At 44.3% G+C, this 20,087-nt stretch carries 13 protein-coding genes; 10 read left to right on the forward strand and 3 right to left on the reverse strand.

Features of this window, described 5'->3' with window-relative positions; translation table 11 throughout:
- Window positions 1-103: 103 nt before the first annotated feature.
- The 3 genes from ACP45E_RS01660 to erpA form a co-directional block, all read right to left on the reverse strand.
- Complete coding sequence (locus ACP45E_RS01660; protein ID WP_017038644.1) at window positions 104-3,214, reverse strand: efflux RND transporter permease subunit; 3,111 nt, start codon at window positions 3,212-3,214, stop codon at window positions 104-106.
- 8 nt (window positions 3,215-3,222) lie between these two features.
- Entirely contained in the window at window positions 3,223-4,353 is a 1,131-nt protein-coding gene (locus ACP45E_RS01665; RefSeq protein WP_017036709.1) for an efflux RND transporter periplasmic adaptor subunit, read from the reverse strand.
- Between the two features lie 100 nt (window positions 4,354-4,453).
- Window positions 4,454-4,795 carry an iron-sulfur cluster insertion protein ErpA gene (erpA, locus tag ACP45E_RS01670; protein WP_017041699.1) on the reverse strand — a complete coding sequence of 114 codons (342 nt, stop codon included), beginning with the start codon at window positions 4,793-4,795 and terminating at the stop codon, window positions 4,454-4,456.
- Window positions 4,796-5,076: 281 nt separating this feature from the next.
- Between erpA and hemL the strand changes: the two genes are divergently transcribed.
- From hemL to ACP45E_RS01720, 10 genes are all read left to right on the forward strand, one after another.
- Window positions 5,077-6,369 (forward strand): glutamate-1-semialdehyde 2,1-aminomutase, encoded by a 1,293-nt coding sequence (gene hemL, locus ACP45E_RS01675; RefSeq protein WP_017038645.1) that lies wholly within the window; start codon window positions 5,077-5,079, stop codon window positions 6,367-6,369.
- Between the two features lie 260 nt (window positions 6,370-6,629).
- Window positions 6,630-7,715: an AI-2E family transporter gene (locus ACP45E_RS01680; RefSeq protein ID WP_017036705.1), complete on the forward strand. Its 1,086-nt coding sequence runs from the start codon at window positions 6,630-6,632 to the stop codon at window positions 7,713-7,715.
- A gap of 79 nt (window positions 7,716-7,794) precedes the next feature.
- The gene (gene rsmC / locus ACP45E_RS01685; protein ID WP_065576205.1) at window positions 7,795-8,820 is read left to right on the forward strand and encodes a 16S rRNA (guanine(1207)-N(2))-methyltransferase RsmC; all 1,026 of its coding nucleotides are present in this window, start codon (window positions 7,795-7,797) and stop codon (window positions 8,818-8,820) included.
- Window positions 8,821-9,003: 183 nt separating this feature from the next.
- Complete coding sequence (locus ACP45E_RS01690; protein WP_017037204.1) at window positions 9,004-12,390, forward strand: ATP-binding protein; 3,387 nt, start codon at window positions 9,004-9,006, stop codon at window positions 12,388-12,390.
- Between the two features lie 952 nt (window positions 12,391-13,342).
- The gene (locus ACP45E_RS01695) at window positions 13,343-15,025 is read left to right on the forward strand and encodes an ABC transporter substrate-binding protein (RefSeq protein ID WP_017037203.1); all 1,683 of its coding nucleotides are present in this window, start codon (window positions 13,343-13,345) and stop codon (window positions 15,023-15,025) included.
- A gap of 170 nt (window positions 15,026-15,195) precedes the next feature.
- Window positions 15,196-16,182 carry an ABC transporter permease gene (locus ACP45E_RS01700; protein WP_017036701.1) on the forward strand — a complete coding sequence of 329 codons (987 nt, stop codon included), beginning with the start codon at window positions 15,196-15,198 and terminating at the stop codon, window positions 16,180-16,182.
- A 2-nt stretch (window positions 16,183-16,184) separates the two neighbouring features.
- Window positions 16,185-17,210, forward strand: coding sequence for an ABC transporter permease (locus ACP45E_RS01705; RefSeq protein ID WP_017037202.1), 1,026 nt, complete (start codon window positions 16,185-16,187; stop codon window positions 17,208-17,210).
- A gap of 2 nt (window positions 17,211-17,212) precedes the next feature.
- Entirely contained in the window at window positions 17,213-18,196 is a 984-nt protein-coding gene (locus tag ACP45E_RS01710; protein ID WP_017036699.1) for an ABC transporter ATP-binding protein, read from the forward strand.
- Between the two features lie 39 nt (window positions 18,197-18,235).
- The gene (locus ACP45E_RS01715) at window positions 18,236-19,231 is read left to right on the forward strand and encodes an ABC transporter ATP-binding protein (RefSeq protein ID WP_017036698.1); all 996 of its coding nucleotides are present in this window, start codon (window positions 18,236-18,238) and stop codon (window positions 19,229-19,231) included.
- A gap of 74 nt (window positions 19,232-19,305) precedes the next feature.
- Window positions 19,306-20,087, forward strand: a 782-nt coding sequence (locus ACP45E_RS01720; protein ID WP_198927670.1) for a glycoside hydrolase family 9 protein, incomplete at its 3' end; no start/stop codon positions are given.

Raw genomic sequence — 20,087 nt, forward strand, 5'->3', positions numbered from 1 at the left:
TACCGCTATTACTATTTACTATCCGTCTTTTAAGATAGGAAAATGGTTTGGCTGTATTGACGCTTGGTTCCGGCATCAATACAGGTTACTTGCCCTCATCAACTCACTCGGTCGGTTCTGGCTCTTTCTCTTCTAGCTTGTGCTTTTTACCCAGCATAAGTAGACATGGGGTCAACACTAAGGTTAAGACGGTAGCAAACGTCAACCCACCCGCAACCGCTGTCGCCAACTGAGACCACCACTGTGTACTCGGTGCTCCAAACTCAACCTTTTGATTCACAAGATCGATGTTCATTTCCAGCACCATAGGTAATAGCCCTAAAATGGTGGTTACAGTTGTCAGTAATACAGGTCGCAGACGTTGTACACCAGTACGTAAGATCGCTTCTTGTCGGCTCAGGCCGCGTTTAACTAACTGATTAAAGGTGTCAATCAATACAATATTGTTGTTCACCACAATACCAGCCAACGCAATGACACCAATTCCTGACATCACAATGCCAAATGGTCTTTGGAAAATAAGTAGCCCAGCAAAGACGCCCACGGTAGAAAAGAGCACGGCACTTAGAATCAAGAAAGCCTGATAAAAGCTGTTGAACTGCGTCACCAAAATCAGCGCCATAACAGCAAGTGCCACAATAAAGGCATTTTGCAGGAAGGCTGAAGAGTTTTCTTGCTCTTCATTTTGACCACGGATTTTGAATTCAACCCCGTTAGGTAAGCCCAGTTCGTTAATCGCTTGCTCGATTTTAGGCAGCTCCAGCGCTAAATTATACCCCTCGCCAATATCAGCCATAATGTTGATGATTCGATGACCATCAACACGCTGAATAGTATCTTGCTTATGATCGGGAACGATTTGAGCGAAATTGGTAATAGGCACAAGCCCTGCCGCCGTCTTCACTCTGAGCTGATCGAATCGGCCAATGTCACGCTTATCTTCTGGATAACGAACCAGAATATCCACCTCTTCATTCGCGTCATCGGGTAAGTAGTCACCAATTTTAAGACCATTAGTCACAAACTGAACCGTATTACCTACAACCGTCGCATCGGCACCAAAACGAGAAGCATCATCTCGCCGAATATCAATTCTCCAATCAATACCATCTTTACTAGAACTGTCACTGATATTGGTAAACGCCGGATTATTATCAGCCCAGTGGCGTACCATTTTAGCCGCTGAATCTAATTCATCAGGAATTCGCGCAGACATCTCGATAACGAGATCATGAGCCACAGGAGGCCCCGCATCAGGGAACTTGTATTCGATTTCAACACCGGCAAATTGATCGGTCGTGAGTTTTAACTCTTCGATAATATCTTTTACCGGACGTCGATATTGCCAGTCCACAGGCGTTATCTGAATTTGACCGATCTCTTCAGTTCCACCTGTTTTAGTGTAAACACTTTCAAACTCATCGTTACCCAACATCACCGTTTCGATCTCTTTCATAATGACATCTTTCTCATTAATCGAGAGATCGCCAAATGAACGAACTTTGACGGTAAAAAATGGCGGATCCACTTCAGGGAAGAATTCTGCACCTAAACCGGCTTTCGAGTAAGTAAACCCTACCCCTACGGACAAAAGAATCGCACAAAGTAAAATCTTCAATGGATGCTTGATTGCGATAGCCAAAGTTCGGTAGTAGAGCTTCGTCAATCCTTCCGCTTTATCGAAATCACCGTCATGTAATGCCACCATCTTTTGACGACTGGCACTGGTGACATTTTGCGGCTTGCCAATCAAACCACCCAGGACAGGAACAAATAACAAAGCCATAACCAGTGATGCTGATAGAGTCGCTATCAACGTCAGTGGCAAGTACTTCATAAATTCACCAGTAATATCGGGCCAAAATAGTAACGGAGCAAAAGCCGCAAGTGTTGTTGCCGTGGAAGCAATGATAGGCCACGACATTCGCTTCGCCGCTTCACGATACGCTTGTCTTCTTGGTGCCCCTTCCTGCATTCGCCTATCAGCAAATTCTGTCACAACGATCGCACCATCCACCAGCATGCCAACCGCCATGATCAGTGAGAACAGCACAACAATATTGATCGTCAGACCAAATAACGACAAGACCAGCAAACCGGTTAAAAAGGATCCTGGAATGGAGATACCCACCAAAAGTGCGGTGCGTACACCTAAAATGGCAATGATAACGATCACTACCAAAATAATCGCAGAGAGAATATTATTTTGAAGATCATTAAGCATCTGCTTAACGTCTTTCGATTGATCCCACGTGTATTTAACCAACAAGTTGTTTGGCCACTCAGGACGATTCTGTGCTTCCGTCATTACGGCTTTAACAAGGGCGACCGTATCGATAATATTTTCACCGGCTCGTTTCTTAACATCCAAAATCACCGCAGACTTGCCGTCTAAACGCGCGTAACTTTCTGGATCTCGAAAAGCGCGTCGCACTGTTGCTACATCACCGAAAGTGATGACTTGTTTCCCATCCACCTTTACTGGTAACTCTAAGACATCTTTAAGTGAATCAAATACCGAGGGCACTTTGACTGAGAATCGGCCATACCCCGTATCAACAAAACCCGCGGCAACCACTTTATTGTTCAGAGCAATAAGATTATAGATATCGGCTTGATCAAGCCCGTAACTTTCCATTAATAACGGATCGACGATGATCTCAACAATGTCATCGCGATCACCCGCAATATCAACTTCGAGCACTTGTCGGTAGCTTTCTAGCTTGTCACGCAGCTCACGACCAATTTGCACAATCGTACGCTCAGGGACCGTTCCATAAAGTACAACCGAAAGGGCCGGCTCTTCAGACGCTAAAGTTACCTCGTTGACCGTCGGCTCATCACTGTCTGCTGGCAATTTAGGTTTGGCAAGATCAACCGCATCGCGAACATCGGCCATAGCCTTGGCTAAATCCGCTCCAACATTAAATTCTAACGTAACAGAACCATGACCTTCCGAAGCGGTTGAGGTCATTTCCTTCACCCCTTCAATCGCTCGAAGCTCTTGCTCTATTGGTCTGACCAACAATCGCTCGGCATCCGACGGTGATATACCTTGGTGGCCAATAGAAACATAAATGATTGGAATGGTGATATCAGGGCTCGATTCTTTGGGAATCGTAACATAAGTGCCAGCTCCGGCAATAAGTATCAGTATCAGCAGACTCATCATTGTCCGAGTACGAGACAATGCGGCATCAATTAGTGAATACATAGTTGCTCCTACTGCTGAGTATCAGGCTGCTGAGAGATTTCTTTCAGAGCCAGTTCATGCTGTGAAAACTCAATCGCTTCGACTGAATCTCCATCACGAACAAAACCTTGTCCAACAGTAATAATATCCACCTCATCACCAAGGCCTGAAAGCCAAACCCCATCTTGTTCAGCTTTCACTAGCTGAATCGGTACAAAACGGACAATGTTATTTTCAAGCGTTTTAACACCCAAATTGCCTACGGCATCGAGTGCTAGCATCGCAGGTGTGACTTTCACGGCGAGCTGCTCATTGAGCGTCAATTCAACTTCGGCACTGATGCCGGCAGGAATTCGTTGGTTCGGGTTCGCGATTTCAATTTCGAGTGGGAAGGTATTCGTCGAACTGGAAGAAACACGGGAGATATAGCGCACTGTACCTTCAACAACAGTACCGTCAATAAAACGTATTTTGGCAGGCTGCTTTGCCGTCAGTTTTTGAATATGACGTTCACTGACATCCGCTTCAATAACGAGTCGACTCAGATCGATAACCGTTGCCACAGGATCGCCAATACCGACGAAATCCCCTTCTTCGATAAACAGATGATCAACAATGCCTGAAAACGGCGCGGTCACTTGCGTGTTATCGAGAGCAACTTTAACATTACTCACCATGGCTTTGGCTTCGATTAAAGAAGCTTCAGCATTGGCAAAAGCAACTTCGCCTTGCAGACCTTTCTTCTTCAAAGACTGGGAAGCTTTATACTCTTTTTCTTTCACTTTTAGCATCGCTTGAGCACGCTCAAGTTGAATCGACAAATCGCTTTTGTCAATCGAGGCAATGAGCTGTCCTTTCTTCACAGAACTGCCTTTTCGCACGATTAACTTGTCAATTTTACCGGCTATCTCGGCACCTATTCTTGCTTCTCTATCCGGCGCAGTTCGACCATAAAGATCAATGCGCTTTGGGGTTTGCTCAGCGGTAAAGGTTTGATAGACAACTTTCGCTAGTGGGATGGTCGGTTTGGAATTCTTAGCGGCACTCTCTTCAGCCTTGAGTGAGCCTAATCCAAGCCATGCGGTCAATAATAGTATGAGAATTAAAGAGACAAGCCACGGACGCTGAGAGAAAAAGCGAGCGACAGGAAAGTTCGGCATATAACATCCTTTTTTTATGTCCCGCGATACTTCCTCACTCGCAGGCGGCAGTTAGGTGCTTCACCTAACTGCATCATTGTGTTTGTACTACGAAAAATATCTAAACGCTGAATGATGCTCCACAACCACAAGTTGTTGTTGCATTAGGATTATCGATAAAGAAGCGCGCACCTTCCAGCCCTTCTGTATAATCCACCACACCACCAACGAGATATTGTAAGCTCATCGGATCAACTACCAGAGTCACACCACTATTTACGATAGTGGTATCACCATCATTTACCTTTTCGTCAAAAGTAAAACCGTATTGGAAACCACTACAACCACCGCCTGTAATATAAACTCGGAGTTTTAGTTCTGGATTCTCTTCTTCTGCAATCAATGTCTGAACACGCGTTGCTGCTGCATCAGAAAAAGACAATGGTACATTTACTTCGCTCACGACGACCTCTCTTACTTCTTGTAAATCCCCATCCACGTCATTATGCGGCAATGAAGTAGGGAGTGGGTGTATCTTTTTTAATAATCTCGCGATTATCCAATACCTGACTGATTCGTTCAAGTACTCCACAACAAGAATCACGGATTCAATAAGTTAATATTCTACCTATACGTTTTAAGATGTGAAAAAGAACAGAAAAATCAGCAAAAGATTTCTAGTTTGAATTTGGATCGGTACAATGCGAGGCAACTTGGTCCTAATAATCAAATGAGGATGTACCAATGACCAAATCAGCAGAACTCTATCAAAAGGCACAAAAAACCATTCCAGGCGGCGTTAACTCTCCTGTTCGAGCCTTCAACGGTGTGGGTGGATCGCCTATTTTTGTCGAAAGAGCAGATGGCCCTTTGATTTTTGATGCTGATGGCAAAGCCTACATCGATTATGTTGGATCATGGGGGCCAATGATTCTTGGCCATAACCATAGTGTTATACGTGATGCAGTCATTGACGCAGCTCACCGCGGTTTAAGCTTTGGTGCTCCAACAGAAACAGAAATCCACATGGCTGAATTGGTTTCTGAACTGGTTCCGTCGATGGAACAACTGCGCATGGTTAGCTCTGGAACAGAAGCGACGATGAGCGCTATTCGTCTTGCTCGTGGTTATACAGGCCGAGACAAAATTATTAAATTTGAAGGGTGTTACCATGGTCATGCTGACAGCCTTCTTGTTAAAGCTGGTTCAGGTGCACTGACGCTGGGTCAACCTAGCTCTCCTGGCGTGCCTGAAGATTTCGCTAAACATACTCTAACAGCAACCTTTAACAACCTTGATTCTGTACGAGAGCTATTTGCCGCCAATAAAGGTGAAATAGCTTGTATTATTGTTGAACCCGTCGCTGGCAACATGAACTGTATTCCACCGGTTGAAGGCTTCCATGAAGGTCTACGAGAAATCTGTGATCAAGAAGGTGCACTACTTATCTTTGATGAGGTCATGACCGGTTTCAGAGTCGCTTTGGGTGGTGCTCAAGCGTACTACAACATCAAACCAGACTTGACGACATTGGGTAAAGTGATTGGCGGTGGTATGCCAGTAGGCGCGTTTGGTGGCTCTAAAGAAGTCATGCAGCATATTGCTCCTACAGGGCCGGTCTATCAAGCTGGTACGCTTTCTGGTAACCCAGTCGCAATGGCCGCTGGTCTCGCATGCCTTAATCTATTAAAGGAAGAGGGCAACGAAGCGCGCCTAGCTCGCAAAACCAAATACATTGCTGATGGTTTTAAATCTTTGGCTGACAAACACGGTATTCCCCTAACGGTTAACCAAGTAGGCGGTATGTTCGGCTTCTTCTTTACTGAGCAAGAAACCGTAACCTGCTATGAAGACGTGACTAAGTGTGATGTAGAACGTTTTAAACGATTCTTCCACTTGATGATTCAGCACGGTGTATACCTAGCCCCTTCTGCGTTTGAAGCTAGCTTTACCTCATTAGCCCACGACTCTAAAGAGCTTGAAGCGACACTCGAAGCCGCTGATCGCTGTTTTGCCATCATTGCACAAGAAGCGTAATGATTTAGCACCATAATTAACGAGCTGATAACGGCTCGTTTTTTATTGCCAATTCAAAACAACGAGCAGTAACAACGCCATTAACGTGAGCGTAAACCAAGGAATATGTCGCCCTTTTTTACAGGAAGACTTATCACTTTCACTATTATTACAACACCCCATTCACCTAACCTCCAAACAATAACTGAATGTTCTCCGTTGATAACCTTCTGCTTTAACGTCATTATGGTTCTCTACACATAAAGAGATAGGTCATCGTTGTGAAAGACAAAGTCCAAATAAATTCTAGCCACTGGGTACTTATTGCAGCATTAGTCGCCTCAGCCTATGCCTGCTATTTACTGATTCAACCCTACGTCAATTCAATCGTGATGGCCTTTATTATTTCACTGTTGATGTTCCCTATCCACGATTGGCTTGAAACAAAGCTCCCTAAACATAAAAATACCGTTTCTCTACTCTCTTGTATCATCTTAACCTTTATTATTGTACTGCCTTTAATGGTGGTTTTTGCCGCCATTGTTCAGCAAGGATCGACATTTTCCCAAAGTACTTACCACTGGGTGACCCACGGGGGAATCAACACATTATTCGATCACCCTCTGGTGGTAAAAACCCTCGCTTTTGCTAACACGTATCTACCATTTGATGAAATTAATCCTCAACAAATAGCAGCAAAAGTTGGGCAATTTGCAACATCACTAGGATCGAACATCGTCGGTATTAGCGCTAAAATTTTAGGGGACGCCACAAGTTTCCTAATGGACTTCTTTTTAATGTTGTTTGTGCTGTTCTTTTTGCTGCGCGATCACGACAAAATCATCAGGGCGATTCGTCATATCTTACCTCTCTCTCGTAGCCAAGAAGATCGCTTACTCGCTGAGATTGAACAGGTTTCTAAATCTGCGGTTATGGGATCGTTTCTCACCGCCATAGCACAAGGCATTGCGGGCGGATTAGGTATGTGGCTAGCGGGCTTCCCGGGCTTATTCTGGGGAACCATGATGGGGTTTGCTTCCTTTATTCCAGTCGTAGGAACCGCGCTGATTTGGATTCCTGCCACCATCTACCTTTACTTAACCGGTGATACTAACTGGGCAATTTTCTTAGCCATATGGAGCGTTGCCATTGTTGGATCGATTGATAACATATTGCGTCCGCTACTGATGCAAGGTAGCGCAGGCATGAACACACTGATGATTTTCTTTTCATTACTCGGTGGCATACAACTCTTTGGTTTGATTGGCCTTATCTATGGCCCTCTTATTTTCGCTATCACCATGGTACTGTTTACTATCTATGAAGAAGACTTCAAAGGCTTTTTAACAAAACAAGATAATAGCTAACCCTGAACACGAAACACTTCTAGCTGAGGGCAGATTATGAGAAGATCAGCCCTCACTTGATCTATTACTGAATTCAACCATGTCTGCTTATACCGCCCCTAGTCAAATTGCTCAACGTCAACTCGCTTACTTCAAAGGAAAGCACGTCCTTGTTGCCGGCGAAGCGGAAGATCTTTTTCCACTTGAACTGACAGACCACTGTGAATCTGTGTCGATTTACACCACCAACTATGGTTACTATCGACAAGCCAAACGCCACGACAAACTTAATTGCTATTTTGGTGCTGAATTAACTGAGCAGACTCAAGCGGATATGGTGTTGCTTTATTGGCCCAAAGCCAAGGCTGAAGCGGATTTTTTACTCTCTATGTTGATGAGTAAACTTGGGAAGGAAACGGAAATAGTTGTGGTGGGAGAAAATCGCTCAGGGGTTAAAAGTATCGAAAAGATGTTTAAACCTTATGGCCCAATCACCAAATTTGATTCAGCAAGACGCTGCTCGTTTTACTTCGGGCAATGCACCGAGCAACCCGCGACGTTTTCTTTAAACGAATGGTTCAAAACCTATCAGGTCAGTTATAACAATCAAAACCTCACCATAAAAAGTCTGCCGGGTGTTTTCAGTCATGGTGAATTTGATATTGGCAGTCAATTACTCCTCGATACACTTCCCTCATTGAAGGGAAAAGTCCTCGATTTTGGTTGTGGTGCAGGCGTCCTCGGAGCGGTGATGGCAACGCTTAACCCGGAGATTAACCTGGAAATGTGTGACATCAGTGCACTTGCTGTCGCATCGACACAACAAACGCTGATCGCTAATGGTCTTTCTGGTCACGTATTCGCCTCCGATGTTTATTCAGACTGCGCGAATGATTACCAATTTATAATCAGTAATCCCCCTTTCCACTCAGGGTTAGAGACCAGCTATAGCGCGACAGAAACACTGCTTGCTGACGCCCCGAAAAAACTAAAAAAACGAGGACAACTGTTTATTGTTGCGAACAGTTTTCTTAAATACCCACCGATCATTCAACAAGCATTCCATAATTGCGAGACTCTAAATAAGACCAGTAAGTTTGCTATCTACAAAGCAAGCAAAGTCTAAGTACGATGAAATCGAGACTCCAAACTGTGCGCAGCGGCACTTTTCTGCGCCTTTGAACACGAATTAGTAGCGACTTACTTGTCAAAGTAAAAAAACTCGTTAATTTTGTCATTTTAACTGTTTTTACTTTGCTCGATGATTTTAACGATCATCACTCTGCCTTAGGGAAAGTAACGTCTTATTATGTTCAGGTTTTATCGTAAACAGAAATTCAAACGTCTCCAAAACACCTTGATGTTGGCGTTTCTAGTCTTGAGTATCACTCCTCTTACCGTCGTGGCACTGTTTTTCATTCATTCTCACAGTACAGACTTACAAGAACAGAGTACGTCTCATGTGACGTCGGTCCGTGATACAAAACAGAAGCAAGTGGTTGATTATCTGTATGCGCAAGAGTCAGAAGTGATGGGCTTTGTTCGTTCAGAACTCGCTTATGCCAGTGGCGGGCGCTTTTATGGTTTGGTCAACGCTTTCCAAAACTTAGGCGCCGACATCGAACAGGCTCGCCAACATGCCCAGCAGCGATACATTGAAGGCTCTGGCGATCAAATTAGAACATCGATTCTGCCACAATCCAGTGCTTACATCGGCAGTGAGCGCTATCGTCTACTGCATAAAAGATACCACTGGGCCTATCAAGAGTTACTTAAACGATCCGATTTTGATGACATCCTGCTTGTCGATATCACCGGTAATGTCACCTATTCCATCCTAAAAAATGATTATTACGGCACCAACCTACTGAGCGGAAAATATCAAAACTCGAACTTAGGAACGACTTTTCAAACACTAAAAGAGCTGGTCAAAGAAAAACGATCAAACAATGTTGATTTCACACCAGTTATCCTTTCTGACTTTTCCTCTGCAGACGGACAAGCTGTAGCCTGGTTAGGTGCGCCTATTATTCAGCAAGGCTATTTACACAGTTATGCTATGTTTCGCCTTCCCAATAACGGCATAACCAAGCTGATTGCCGATACTAATAAAACCTCATCAATGAGAACCTTACTAGTCGGACAGGATCACCAGAGTCGCTCTATGGCTTTCCAGCAGGAAGATATCAAAACCAGTATTGAAGTCATTGATCTCGCTCTCAAAGGTTTAACCGCGGTTGGAACGTATACCAATACTGAAGATGAGAAAACCATAGCGGCCTATAGCCCTATCACGTTTAAAAGCATCAACTGGGCTATCGTTGTCGAAGTACCGGAAAAAGAAGCGTTTGCTCGCGTACATCAGCTAGAGAAGTTGTTTGTTATCGCTATGTTCAGTGCATTAGTCTTAGTGGTTATCGCTTCGCATTATTTGTCGAATTTTATTACATCACCCCTGTTAAAACTGACTTGGGCGGCAGAGAAAGTATCCGCCGGTGATCTCGATGAAACGATGATCAATACTGAGCGAAAAGACGAAATTGGCCGATTGGCGGTGAGCTTTGAACGGATGCAACGATCGATTCGGGAAAAAATGAAGCTCATTAAATCTCAAAACAGCGAATTAGAAAGCAACATTCATCTCATTAAAAAGCAGAATGAAGAGCTCCACTTAGCCAATAAGCTTAAAGACGAATTCTTAGCCACAACGTCTCATGAACTTCGTACTCCACTGCATGGCATGGTCGGCATTGCTGAGTCTCTGGTGTCTGGAGCCAATGGCCCAATTACCGCTGATCATAAGTACCAGCTCAATATCATCATCAGTAGCGGCCAACGCCTAGCAACCTTGGTCGACGACCTTCTTGATTACCATAAAATGCGCTATGGAAACCTAGATATTCATTGCAGTGCCGTCGATCTTTCTAGCGCAACTCGACTGGTTCTAGAATTATCTAACCACTTGCTTGGCAATAAGCCGATCCGAATCATTAACCAAGTACCGGAAGAACTCCTTTGGGTTTCTGCCGATCCACAAAGATTAGAACAGGTCTTATATAACCTTATCGGTAATGCGATTAAGTATACCTCGGAAGGTAAAATCGTTATTTCTGCGAATGTGGTCGATGACAATCTTCGTGTCCAGGTCGTTGATACCGGTCAGGGGATCCCAGCGGATCAGCTCGAGCATATTTTTGAACCATTAATTCAAGCAGGAAGCGACTCTAGCCGTTACCGTCAAGGGACAGGACTTGGTTTATCAATAAGCCGCCAGTTAATTGAGCTTATGAACGGTTCTTTGTATGTCAGCAGCCAACCCATGGTCGGCACTACATTTAGCTTTACCCTTCCATTGGCGCTTGACCATGAAATAGAAGCTGCAGGTTTAGGTGAAACCAGCCACTTCCACGCACCGGATCTCAACGAAGTGGTATTGCCCGATCAAAGTAGCTTGCCTGAAAACCCACAAGGACCTTTATTACTAGTCGCAGATGACGAACCGGTAAACTTACGTATTCTCGATAGCTTTCTACGTATTGAAGGCTACCGAGTCAGGACAGCAAAAGATGGCCATGAAACGCTAGAGCAAGTGCAGAAAGAGAAGCCAGAACTGTTACTCTTAGATGTTATGATGCCTGGGCTATCTGGCTACAGCGTATGTGAAAAGCTTCGTGAGCAATACGATCACTCAGAGCTGCCTATCATTATGTTAACGGCCCTTAACCAAACCGACGATCGTGTCAGAGGGTTTGATGCCGGTGCAAACGACTATCTGTCTAAACCCTTTAACAAACAAGAGCTGGCGGCTCGAATTACCGCCCACTTATCGGCGAGCCAAGCTGAAAAACGACGTATCGAGAACGATCAGCTTCAAGTTGAATTAAAACGACGTGCGATGGTTGAAGCGAGCTTGTTAGAGACTCAAGGCCGCCTACTAGAACAATTGGAATCGGCCCCGGAAGCCATTTTATGTGTGAGGGACGACAATAAGGTGCGATTTGCTAACGAAGCGGCTTCAAAGCTGTTCAGACGAAGCCCCGAGCAATTAAAACGGTCAAACGCTGATGAAATGATCGCCCCGAAATACCTTACCGTTGAGCTAGAACACTATTGCGGCAACATTGATATTTATGTTGAGGACATCCGTCAAAACATTTCGACAGACATACTAAAACTACCCGAAGAGTCTGGGTTAAAAGCGATGTATATCTTTAACGTTGGGGGCAGTGTGAACGCGGCACGCATTGGCAACCTAGAAACCGCTGTTGAAGCCCTTTCAAGTTATGCCTTTGAAGGGGATAAAGATAAACTGCAGCAACTGAAGGAGCTTGGTGGTGAATTTACTCGCATTGCCGATCGGGTCGGGGGCGAGAAAAAATCTAAACAAGATATAATGAGGGAAGTCTTAGTCGAAGCGATGACCAATGCGATTGAGTATTGGGAGAGAGTGACAGGGCAGAGCAAATTTGCATTCGCCGAACAAAGCGGCCTATGGCGAGTCTATCTAGACAGAAGCACGTTACAAACTCGAACTTTGGATAAGTACTTGCGCCAAGAAACGCTGCCTAAGACACCAAGGTGGCGAACGGTATTAAGCTCAATTGAATATATATTGGAGCACTGTCAGGAGCAAAGCCCAGAGAGAACACACATCATTGCGCTAAGAGATAAGCTCCAACACCTCTTAACCAGCTAGCTTCTCCTGTATTAACCCAATAACCTACCCTTATAAGGTCTGCACATTCGCAGGCCTTTTTTGTTGACCATTTTTAACAGAGCATGTTTTATCGCGCTTATTCAATCTCATCTTTTCTTATTCAATCTCGGCTTCTCGTGTACATATGCTTCTTAGTCGCAAAGGCCAATCTATGAGGTGTATGGCGTCGTTTGAGGTAACTAACCCTGGGCCGCCCTTCGGTTAATCATCAGATAAGAATACCTGCTCCTTGCCTTGCCTAAATCGTGCTACACCGATTGCGACACGCAAACAAGAGTATAAGTCGCTTCTAGGTCATACCTTTCGTTAGCCTGAGCTAGGCGTAAATTTAGAGCCGACAAAAAGCAACAACACTGTCTAATTATTGTTTTTTCTTATCATAAATTAAGACCGGTTTATCATGAAACTCTCGATATAAAACGAGTTAAAAACAGCTGATTTCCTATAAAATACAGTTAAAAATCAAAATAACAGTTCAATTTGCGAACTGAATCACAACAAATCGTCATAATAATTTTTCACACGAAATTGACGTAACATTCTACGAGTGACCCTGATCTCACAAACAAACCCCACAATAAAACACCAATATAAATAGACTATTAATTGATAGTGGACACTAACCTATTATTGGTTCCCTCGTTAAAATGAGACCTAGATCGACTGTTATTATTTGTTCAATTTTATAGCAGAAGCGCATAATTTAACGTTTATGACGTAAGGAGTTTGGGTTTTAACGTTTTTAACGGGAATCGTAATTGCTAATTTTGTCGTTACGGTGTCTTCTTACTGTGCCTAAGGCCTACAGGCCACTCCTATTTATTGATTCCTCCGATTAATAAATGATGAACGGAGGTAGGTCTTAGAGAGTGTTAATCAATTGATAACATTCCTTCCACAGTGAAACGAAAGCAAATAGTAAGGAACAGCTATGCTTGCCAATATAAAAAAAACAGTACTAGCAACTGCAATTATTGCAACTGCGACAACGGGTTTTGCATCAGTAGCTACTGCTGCTGAGCGCAGTGAACTAACCGTTCACCCAAAAGAGTTTACGACTTTTGTACGTAACTTTAACCCGTACCTAGGTGCGACTAACCTACATACCACTACAGACTTCATGTATGAGCCTCTAGTTGTCTTTAACGAAATGCACGGCAACACGCCTGTTTTCCGTTTAGCGACTGGTTTTGAAATGTCTGATGACCTAATGAGCGTAACGTTCGACATCCGTAAAGGTGTGAAATGGTCAGATGGTGAAGCATTCACTGCAGATGACGTTGTATTCTCATTCAACCTAGTTAAAGCAAAACCAGAACTAGACCAAAGTGGTATCAACGCTTGGATCACTGGTGTTGAAAAGCTGAATGAATACCAAGTTAAATTCCGCTTAAGCGAAGCGAACTCAAACGTACCTTACGAAATCGTAAAAGTACCTGTTGTTCCTGAGCACGTGTGGAAAGACGTTAAAGAGCCAGCAACATTTACTAACGAAAACCCAGTAGGTTCAGGTCCGTTTACTGTTGTTGATACGTTTACTCCACAACTTTACGTTCAATGTGCTAACCCAAATTACTGGGATGCTGACAACCTAGACGTTGATTGTTTGCGTGTTCCACAAATTGCAAACAACGACCAATTCCTAGGTAAAGTCATCAACAGCGAAATGGACTGGACTTCTTCATTCATTCCAGACATCGATCGCACATACGCTGCAGCAAGCGAAGAGCATCACTACTGGTACCCGCCATCAGGTACTCAAGCGTTCGTACTGAACTTCAAAAACCCAGATGCAGCTAAGAACGAAGCGTTGAACAACGTTGAATTCCGTCGCGCATTCTCTATGGCTCTTGACCGTCAAACTATCATTGATATCGCATTCTACGGCGGCGGTACTGTGAACGATTTCGCATCAGGCATCGGTTACACATTCGAAGCTTGGTCTGACGAAGCAACACACAAGAAATACCAAGGTTACAACACATACAACGTTGAAGGCGCTAAGAAGCTACTTGCTGAAGCAGGCTTTAAAGATGTAAACAACGATGGTTTTGTTGACACTCCTTCTGGTAAGCCTTTTGAACTACTGATTCAATCTCCAAATGGCTGGACTGACTTTAACAACACGGTTCAACTAGCGGTAGAGCAGTTAACTGAAGTTGGCATCCAAGCTCGTGCTCGTACGCCTGACTTCTCTGTGTACAACCAAGCAATGCTTGAAGGTACTTATGATGTAGCTTACACAAACTACTTCCACGGTGCTGATCCGTACACATACTGGAACAGTGCATATAACTCAGCGTTGCAAAACGGTGAAGGTATGCCACGTTTCGCAATGCACTTCTACAAAAATGAGAAGTTAGATAACCTACTTAACAGCTTCTACAAAACAGCTGATAAGAATGAGCAGCTAGCTATCGCTCACGGTATCCAACAAATCATCGCTGCTGACCAAGTAACGGTTCCTGTACTGTCTGGTGCTTACATGTACCAATACAATACTACTCGCTTCACAGGTTGGTGGAACGAAGAGAACTCTAAAGGCCGTCCAAACATTTGGGCTGGTATCCCTGAGCGTCTACTTCACGTACTGGACCTAAAACCAGTTAAATAAGTAGAAGTTCATTTCTAGCGGCGAACATCCCGTTCGTCGCCAACTAAAATCCCCACTCTGTGTTGAACAGTATGGCGCTCGTCGTCAGGGGATTTTTCGCTCTAAATTTTCGCTAGGAGCGACCTGAATCCAGAGACAGGGAAACAATCTGGGTGAGTAAGGTGTGAGTTATGGGTTATTTTTTTAGACGTTTGTCATTTTATTTTGTCGCACTATTAGTTGCAGCGACGTTAAACTTTATTATTCCAAGAGCAATGCCTGGTGACCCTGTTACCATGATGTTTGCAAACGCTTCTGTTCAAGTTACTCCTGAACGTATTGCAGCGATGAAAGAGCTTTTAGGCTTCGTTGATGGAGGCTTACTAGTCCAATACGCAGCATACATGAAGAACATTCTTAGCTGGGAACTTGGTACATCCATCCAGTTTTATCCATTATCAGTAAATACACTGCTAGGTGGCGCATTCGGTTGGTCACTGTTTCTAGCTGGTACTGCGGTAATTCTATCTTTTTCACTAGGTTCGATTCTAGGGATCTTCGCAGCGTGGAAACGCGGTAGTAAATACGATGCTTTTGTTACGCCAGGCATGCTTATTCTACAAGCGGTTCCTCAGGTTGTTATTGCGATGATTGCACTATTTACCTTTGCAATTGGCTTAAAGTGGTTCCCAACAGGCTACGCATATACCGCAGGCACATTACCAGACTGGACAAGCTGGGAGTTCATCAAAGATGTGGCTTACCACGCTGTTCTACCTTTGATTTGTGCTTCTGTTGTTCAAATTGGTGGCTTCCTAGTCAACATGCGTAACAACATGATTAACCTTCTCGCTGAAGACTACATCACGATGGCGAAAGGCAAAGGTCTTTCAGAAAACCGCGTCGTCTTTAACTATGCGGCTCGAAATGCACTGCTTCCGAGTGTTACCGCATTATCTATGTCTTTAGGTATGGCTATCGGTGGTCAACTAATCATCGAAATCATCTTCAACTATCCAGGTCTTGGTAGCGTGCTATTCAACGCTATTAACGCTCGTGATTATCAGGTTCTTCAAGGACAACTGCTTATCATGACGCTATTCATGCTGTTCTTTAACCTAGTTGCTGACATGCTGTACGTTGTTTTAGACCCTCGCCTACGTAAGGGTGGTAAATAATCATGAAAGAATTTGCAAAACTCATTTGGCGCAACCCAATGGCGCTAACCGGTGTCGTTATTTTAAGTCTGTTCATTTTCATTGCACTGGCTGCACCGTTAATCACTAAACACGCTCCTGACAAGCGAACCGGTAATCCACATGAATACCCAAGCTTCGTTGTCAAAAGTGCACAAGCAAACCCAGATGGTTGGGTCGCAGAAAATCTAGCCACCGATCGCCGTACCATGATCATGTCTAAGAAGGCTGACCATGTACTAGGTACTTCACGTATGGGCCGAGATGTTTGGTCACAAGTCGCCTACGGTGCACGAGTATCATTAGCGGTAGGGTTTGGTGCGGGTATTACCGTGTGTTTCCTTGCGACAGTTATTGGTGTCTCTGCGGGTTACTTTGGTGGCCGAGTGGATGACGTACTGACTGCAGCAATGAACATCATGCTGGTCATTCCTCAGTATCCATTACTCTTCGTGGTCGCCGCATTTATTGGTGAGGCAGGGCCAATGACCATAACCTTAGTCATCGGCTTTATGTCCTGGGCTTGGGGTGCAAGGGTCGTACGTTCGCAAACTTTGGCACTGCGTGAAAAAGAATTTGTTAAAGCAGCTGAAGTGTTGGGCGAATCGTCTTTCCGTATCATCTTTATTGAGATTCTTCCAAACCTAGTTTCCATAGTAGGTGCAAGTTTCATCGGCTCTGTCATGTACGCAATCATGATGGAAGCAACGTTGTCGTTCTTAGGCTTAGGTGATTCAAACACCATCAGCTGGGGCATCATGCTTTACAACGTCCAAACTTCTTCATCAATGCTTATCGGCGCTTGGTGGGAACTATTGGCTCCTTGTGTCGCTATCACATTACTGGTTACTGGTCTTGCGCTGCTTAACTTCGCAGTGGATGAAATTGCTAACCCTCAGCTACGTTCACACAAAGGCATGAAGCGCTGGAAGAAACTTGCTAAGCAAGACAAAACCGAGCGTCAACCAGACCTTCCACCACAAAACGCACTTTGGAGCGGAGATAAATAATTATGACTGAACCAATCATTTCTATCCGTAACCTATGTGTTGACTATATTACAGATGCTGGCGATGTTCGCGCTTGTAATAACGTTAGCTTCGATATCGCACCAGGTGAGGTATTTGGTCTAGCTGGTGAGTCCGGCTGTGGTAAATCAACCGTTGCATTCTCGCTGATGCGCCTTCACAAGCCGCCCGCTTTCATAACCGGTGGTGAGGTTATCTTCAACGGTGAAGATATTCTTCAATACAGCGACGAGCGCATGCAAGCATTCCGCTGGAGTGAGATGTCAATGGTGTTCCAAAGTGCAATGAACGCACTGAACCCTGTTCTGACCATGGAAGAGCAGTTTTGCGACGTGATTATGCGTCACACCAACATGACTCGCGAGCAAGCGAAACGTCGTGCTGAAGGTTTACTGGAAATCGTAGATATTCACCCTAGTCGCTTGAATGATTACCCTCACCAGTTCTCTGGTGGTATGCGTCAGCGTTTGGTTATTGCGATTGCACTCGCATTAAACCCGAAGATGATCATCATGGATGAGCCAACAACCGCTCTCGATGTGGTGGTACAGCGTGAGATTCTACAAAAGATTTATGCACTTAAAGATGAGTTTGGTTTCGCTATCTTGTTCATTACCCATGATATCTCGTTGATGGTCGAATTCTCAGACCGCATTGGCATCATGTATTCAGGTGAACTGATTGAAGTCGCGCCATCAAAAGAAATTCTGGAAAGCCCTTACCATCCTTATACTAAAGGGTTGTCTAGCTCTTTCCCTCCATTAATTGGCCCTAAAACGAAATTGACGGGTATACCTGGTAGCCCACTCAACTTGCTAGAAATTCCGCAAGGTTGTCGCTTCCAAGCTCGTTGTGATCGTGTCCACGAAGCCTGTACCAAGGTACCGACGTCGCTTCGTCAAATAGAGCCTAATCGTTTATCAAATTGTCACCTATACGGTGAGCCTATTGCTCAAGCTAAAGCCTAAGCATTAAAAGATAAAATAAAAAAGTTTCTGGAGACAATTATGAGCAAACAATACGGTGATTTACTAATTGAAGGGAAAAATGTCGTTAAAGACTTCCCTCTAAACAGTAACTCCATAAAACAATCAAGAATGCGTGCGATTAACGACGTTTCTTTCAAAATGTACAAAGGAAGAGGTCTAGCGGTTGTCGGTGAATCCGGTTCGGGTAAATCAACAACAGCAAAAATGATCGCGAAAATGTACGCACCTAGCAATGGCGTGATCGAATATAAAGGTCGTGATATTCAAGAAATCACCGCCAGAAAAGATCTGATGCACTACCGTGAAGGTGTGCAAATGGTATGGCAAGACCCGTTTGGTTCTTTAAACCCGACTCACAACATCTTTCACCACATCGCTCGACCGTTGCTGATTCATAAAAAGGTAACGCCGGGTAATCAGAAAGAGCTGGAAGAACGTGTCCATGACCTCTTACAGCAAGTTGGACTGATTCCACCAAAAGAAACCGCGGCTAAATTCCCGCATCAACTTTCTGGTGGTCAACGTCAACGTGTCAACCTTGCGCGTAACATTGCCGTTGGTGCTGAAGTTGTACTCGCGGATGAACCAACATCTATGCTTGACGTTTCAATCCGTGCTGGTGTTTTGAACCTGATGGAAGAGATGAAGTTTGAAAAACAAATGTCTCTTCTTTACATCACGCACGATATTGCTACAGCGCGTTACATTGCTGAAGATATCTCCGTTATGTACGTAGGTCACATGGTTGAGTGGGGCGATACCGATGAAGTTATCTCAAACCCTCAGCACCCGTACACTAAGCTGCTTATTTCAGCCGTGCCGGATCCTAGCAAATCGATCCATACCAAGTTAGAAGGCAACAAGGGTGAGATACCTCTTTGGACACCGGCTTCTGTTGGTTGCCCATTTGCAGGCCGCTGTACTCATGCTACGCCAAAATGTACAGAGCACCTGCCTGAAGTCACTCAGCTTTCAGACAATCACTTTGTCCGTTGCTATTTATTTGAATCGTAATCTTAATCCAGCCTGGTGTTCGCACTAGGCTCAACTTACTACCAAAATAATCATTGTAAATTCGGAGATATTTGATGCAGTTACTCACTAACCATATCGGTTATGAAACACAGGGTGCCAAGCAAGCGATCATTATGACAACAGCTTCAACGCTGTCTTCAATGACCGCCACTCTTGTGAGTACAAATGATCATCAAAATGTATTACCTCTTTCTGTGAGTAACGGGGAGCGTTGCGGGCAATGGCATCAAGGCTATTTCTACACTATTGACTTCTCTGAATGTGTTACTCCTGGGCACTACTACATCGAGTTTGAAGGCACTCAGTCAGAAAGCTTTGAAATATCGGAAGGGATTCTGATGCAACGTACATTTTCAGATGTACTGCATTACTTTAAATCCCAACGTTGTGGTGGAATTTATGATCAGCAAGATAAGCAAGTACCGCTGCTAGGCACAAATGTCACTGCCGACGTGCATGGCGGCTGGTACGATGCTTCTGGAGACGTGAGCAAGTATTTAAGCCACCTCTCTTACGCTAACTACTTAAACCCTCAACAAATACCCATGGTGGTATGGAACATGTTGAAAGGGTTAACTCTTTTAGAAGATCACTCAGGTTTTGCTCCATTTTCTCGCACTCGCCTTAAGGAAGAGGCTTTGTTTGGTGCTGACTTTTTAGTTCGGATGCAAAACTCTGAGGGATTTTTTTACATGACTGTTTTTGACAAGTGGAGCAAAGACGTCAAGCAACGTGAAATTTGTGCCTACGAGACTCAAGATGGGCACAAAGGTGAAGACTATCAAGCAGGCTTTCGTCAAGGCGGCGGCATCTCTATCGCGGCGTTAGCGGCAGC

Origin of the sequence: Vibrio genomosp. F10 str. 9ZD137 (assembly GCF_049974785.1) — a bacterium.
Lineage (GTDB): Bacteria > Pseudomonadota > Gammaproteobacteria > Enterobacterales > Vibrionaceae > Vibrio.

Coding starts and splice junctions, on each gene's coding strand:
- ACP45E_RS01660 (WP_017038644.1), bottom strand. CDS start 3,214: ATGTATTCACTAATTGATGCCGCATTGTCTCGTACTCGGACAATGATG.
- hemL (WP_017038645.1), top strand. CDS start 5,077: ATGACCAAATCAGCAGAACTCTATCAAAAGGCACAAAAAACCATTCCA.
- rsmC (WP_065576205.1), top strand. CDS start 7,795: ATGTCTGCTTATACCGCCCCTAGTCAAATTGCTCAACGTCAACTCGCT.
- ACP45E_RS01695 (WP_017037203.1), top strand. CDS start 13,343: ATGCTTGCCAATATAAAAAAAACAGTACTAGCAACTGCAATTATTGCA.
- ACP45E_RS01715 (WP_017036698.1), top strand. CDS start 18,236: ATGAGCAAACAATACGGTGATTTACTAATTGAAGGGAAAAATGTCGTT.
- ACP45E_RS01710 (WP_017036699.1), top strand. CDS start 17,213: ATGACTGAACCAATCATTTCTATCCGTAACCTATGTGTTGACTATATT.
- ACP45E_RS01665 (WP_017036709.1), bottom strand. CDS start 4,353: ATGCCGAACTTTCCTGTCGCTCGCTTTTTCTCTCAGCGTCCGTGGCTT.
- ACP45E_RS01705 (WP_017037202.1), top strand. CDS start 16,185: ATGAAAGAATTTGCAAAACTCATTTGGCGCAACCCAATGGCGCTAACC.
- ACP45E_RS01690 (WP_017037204.1), top strand. CDS start 9,004: ATGTTCAGGTTTTATCGTAAACAGAAATTCAAACGTCTCCAAAACACC.
- ACP45E_RS01700 (WP_017036701.1), top strand. CDS start 15,196: ATGGGTTATTTTTTTAGACGTTTGTCATTTTATTTTGTCGCACTATTA.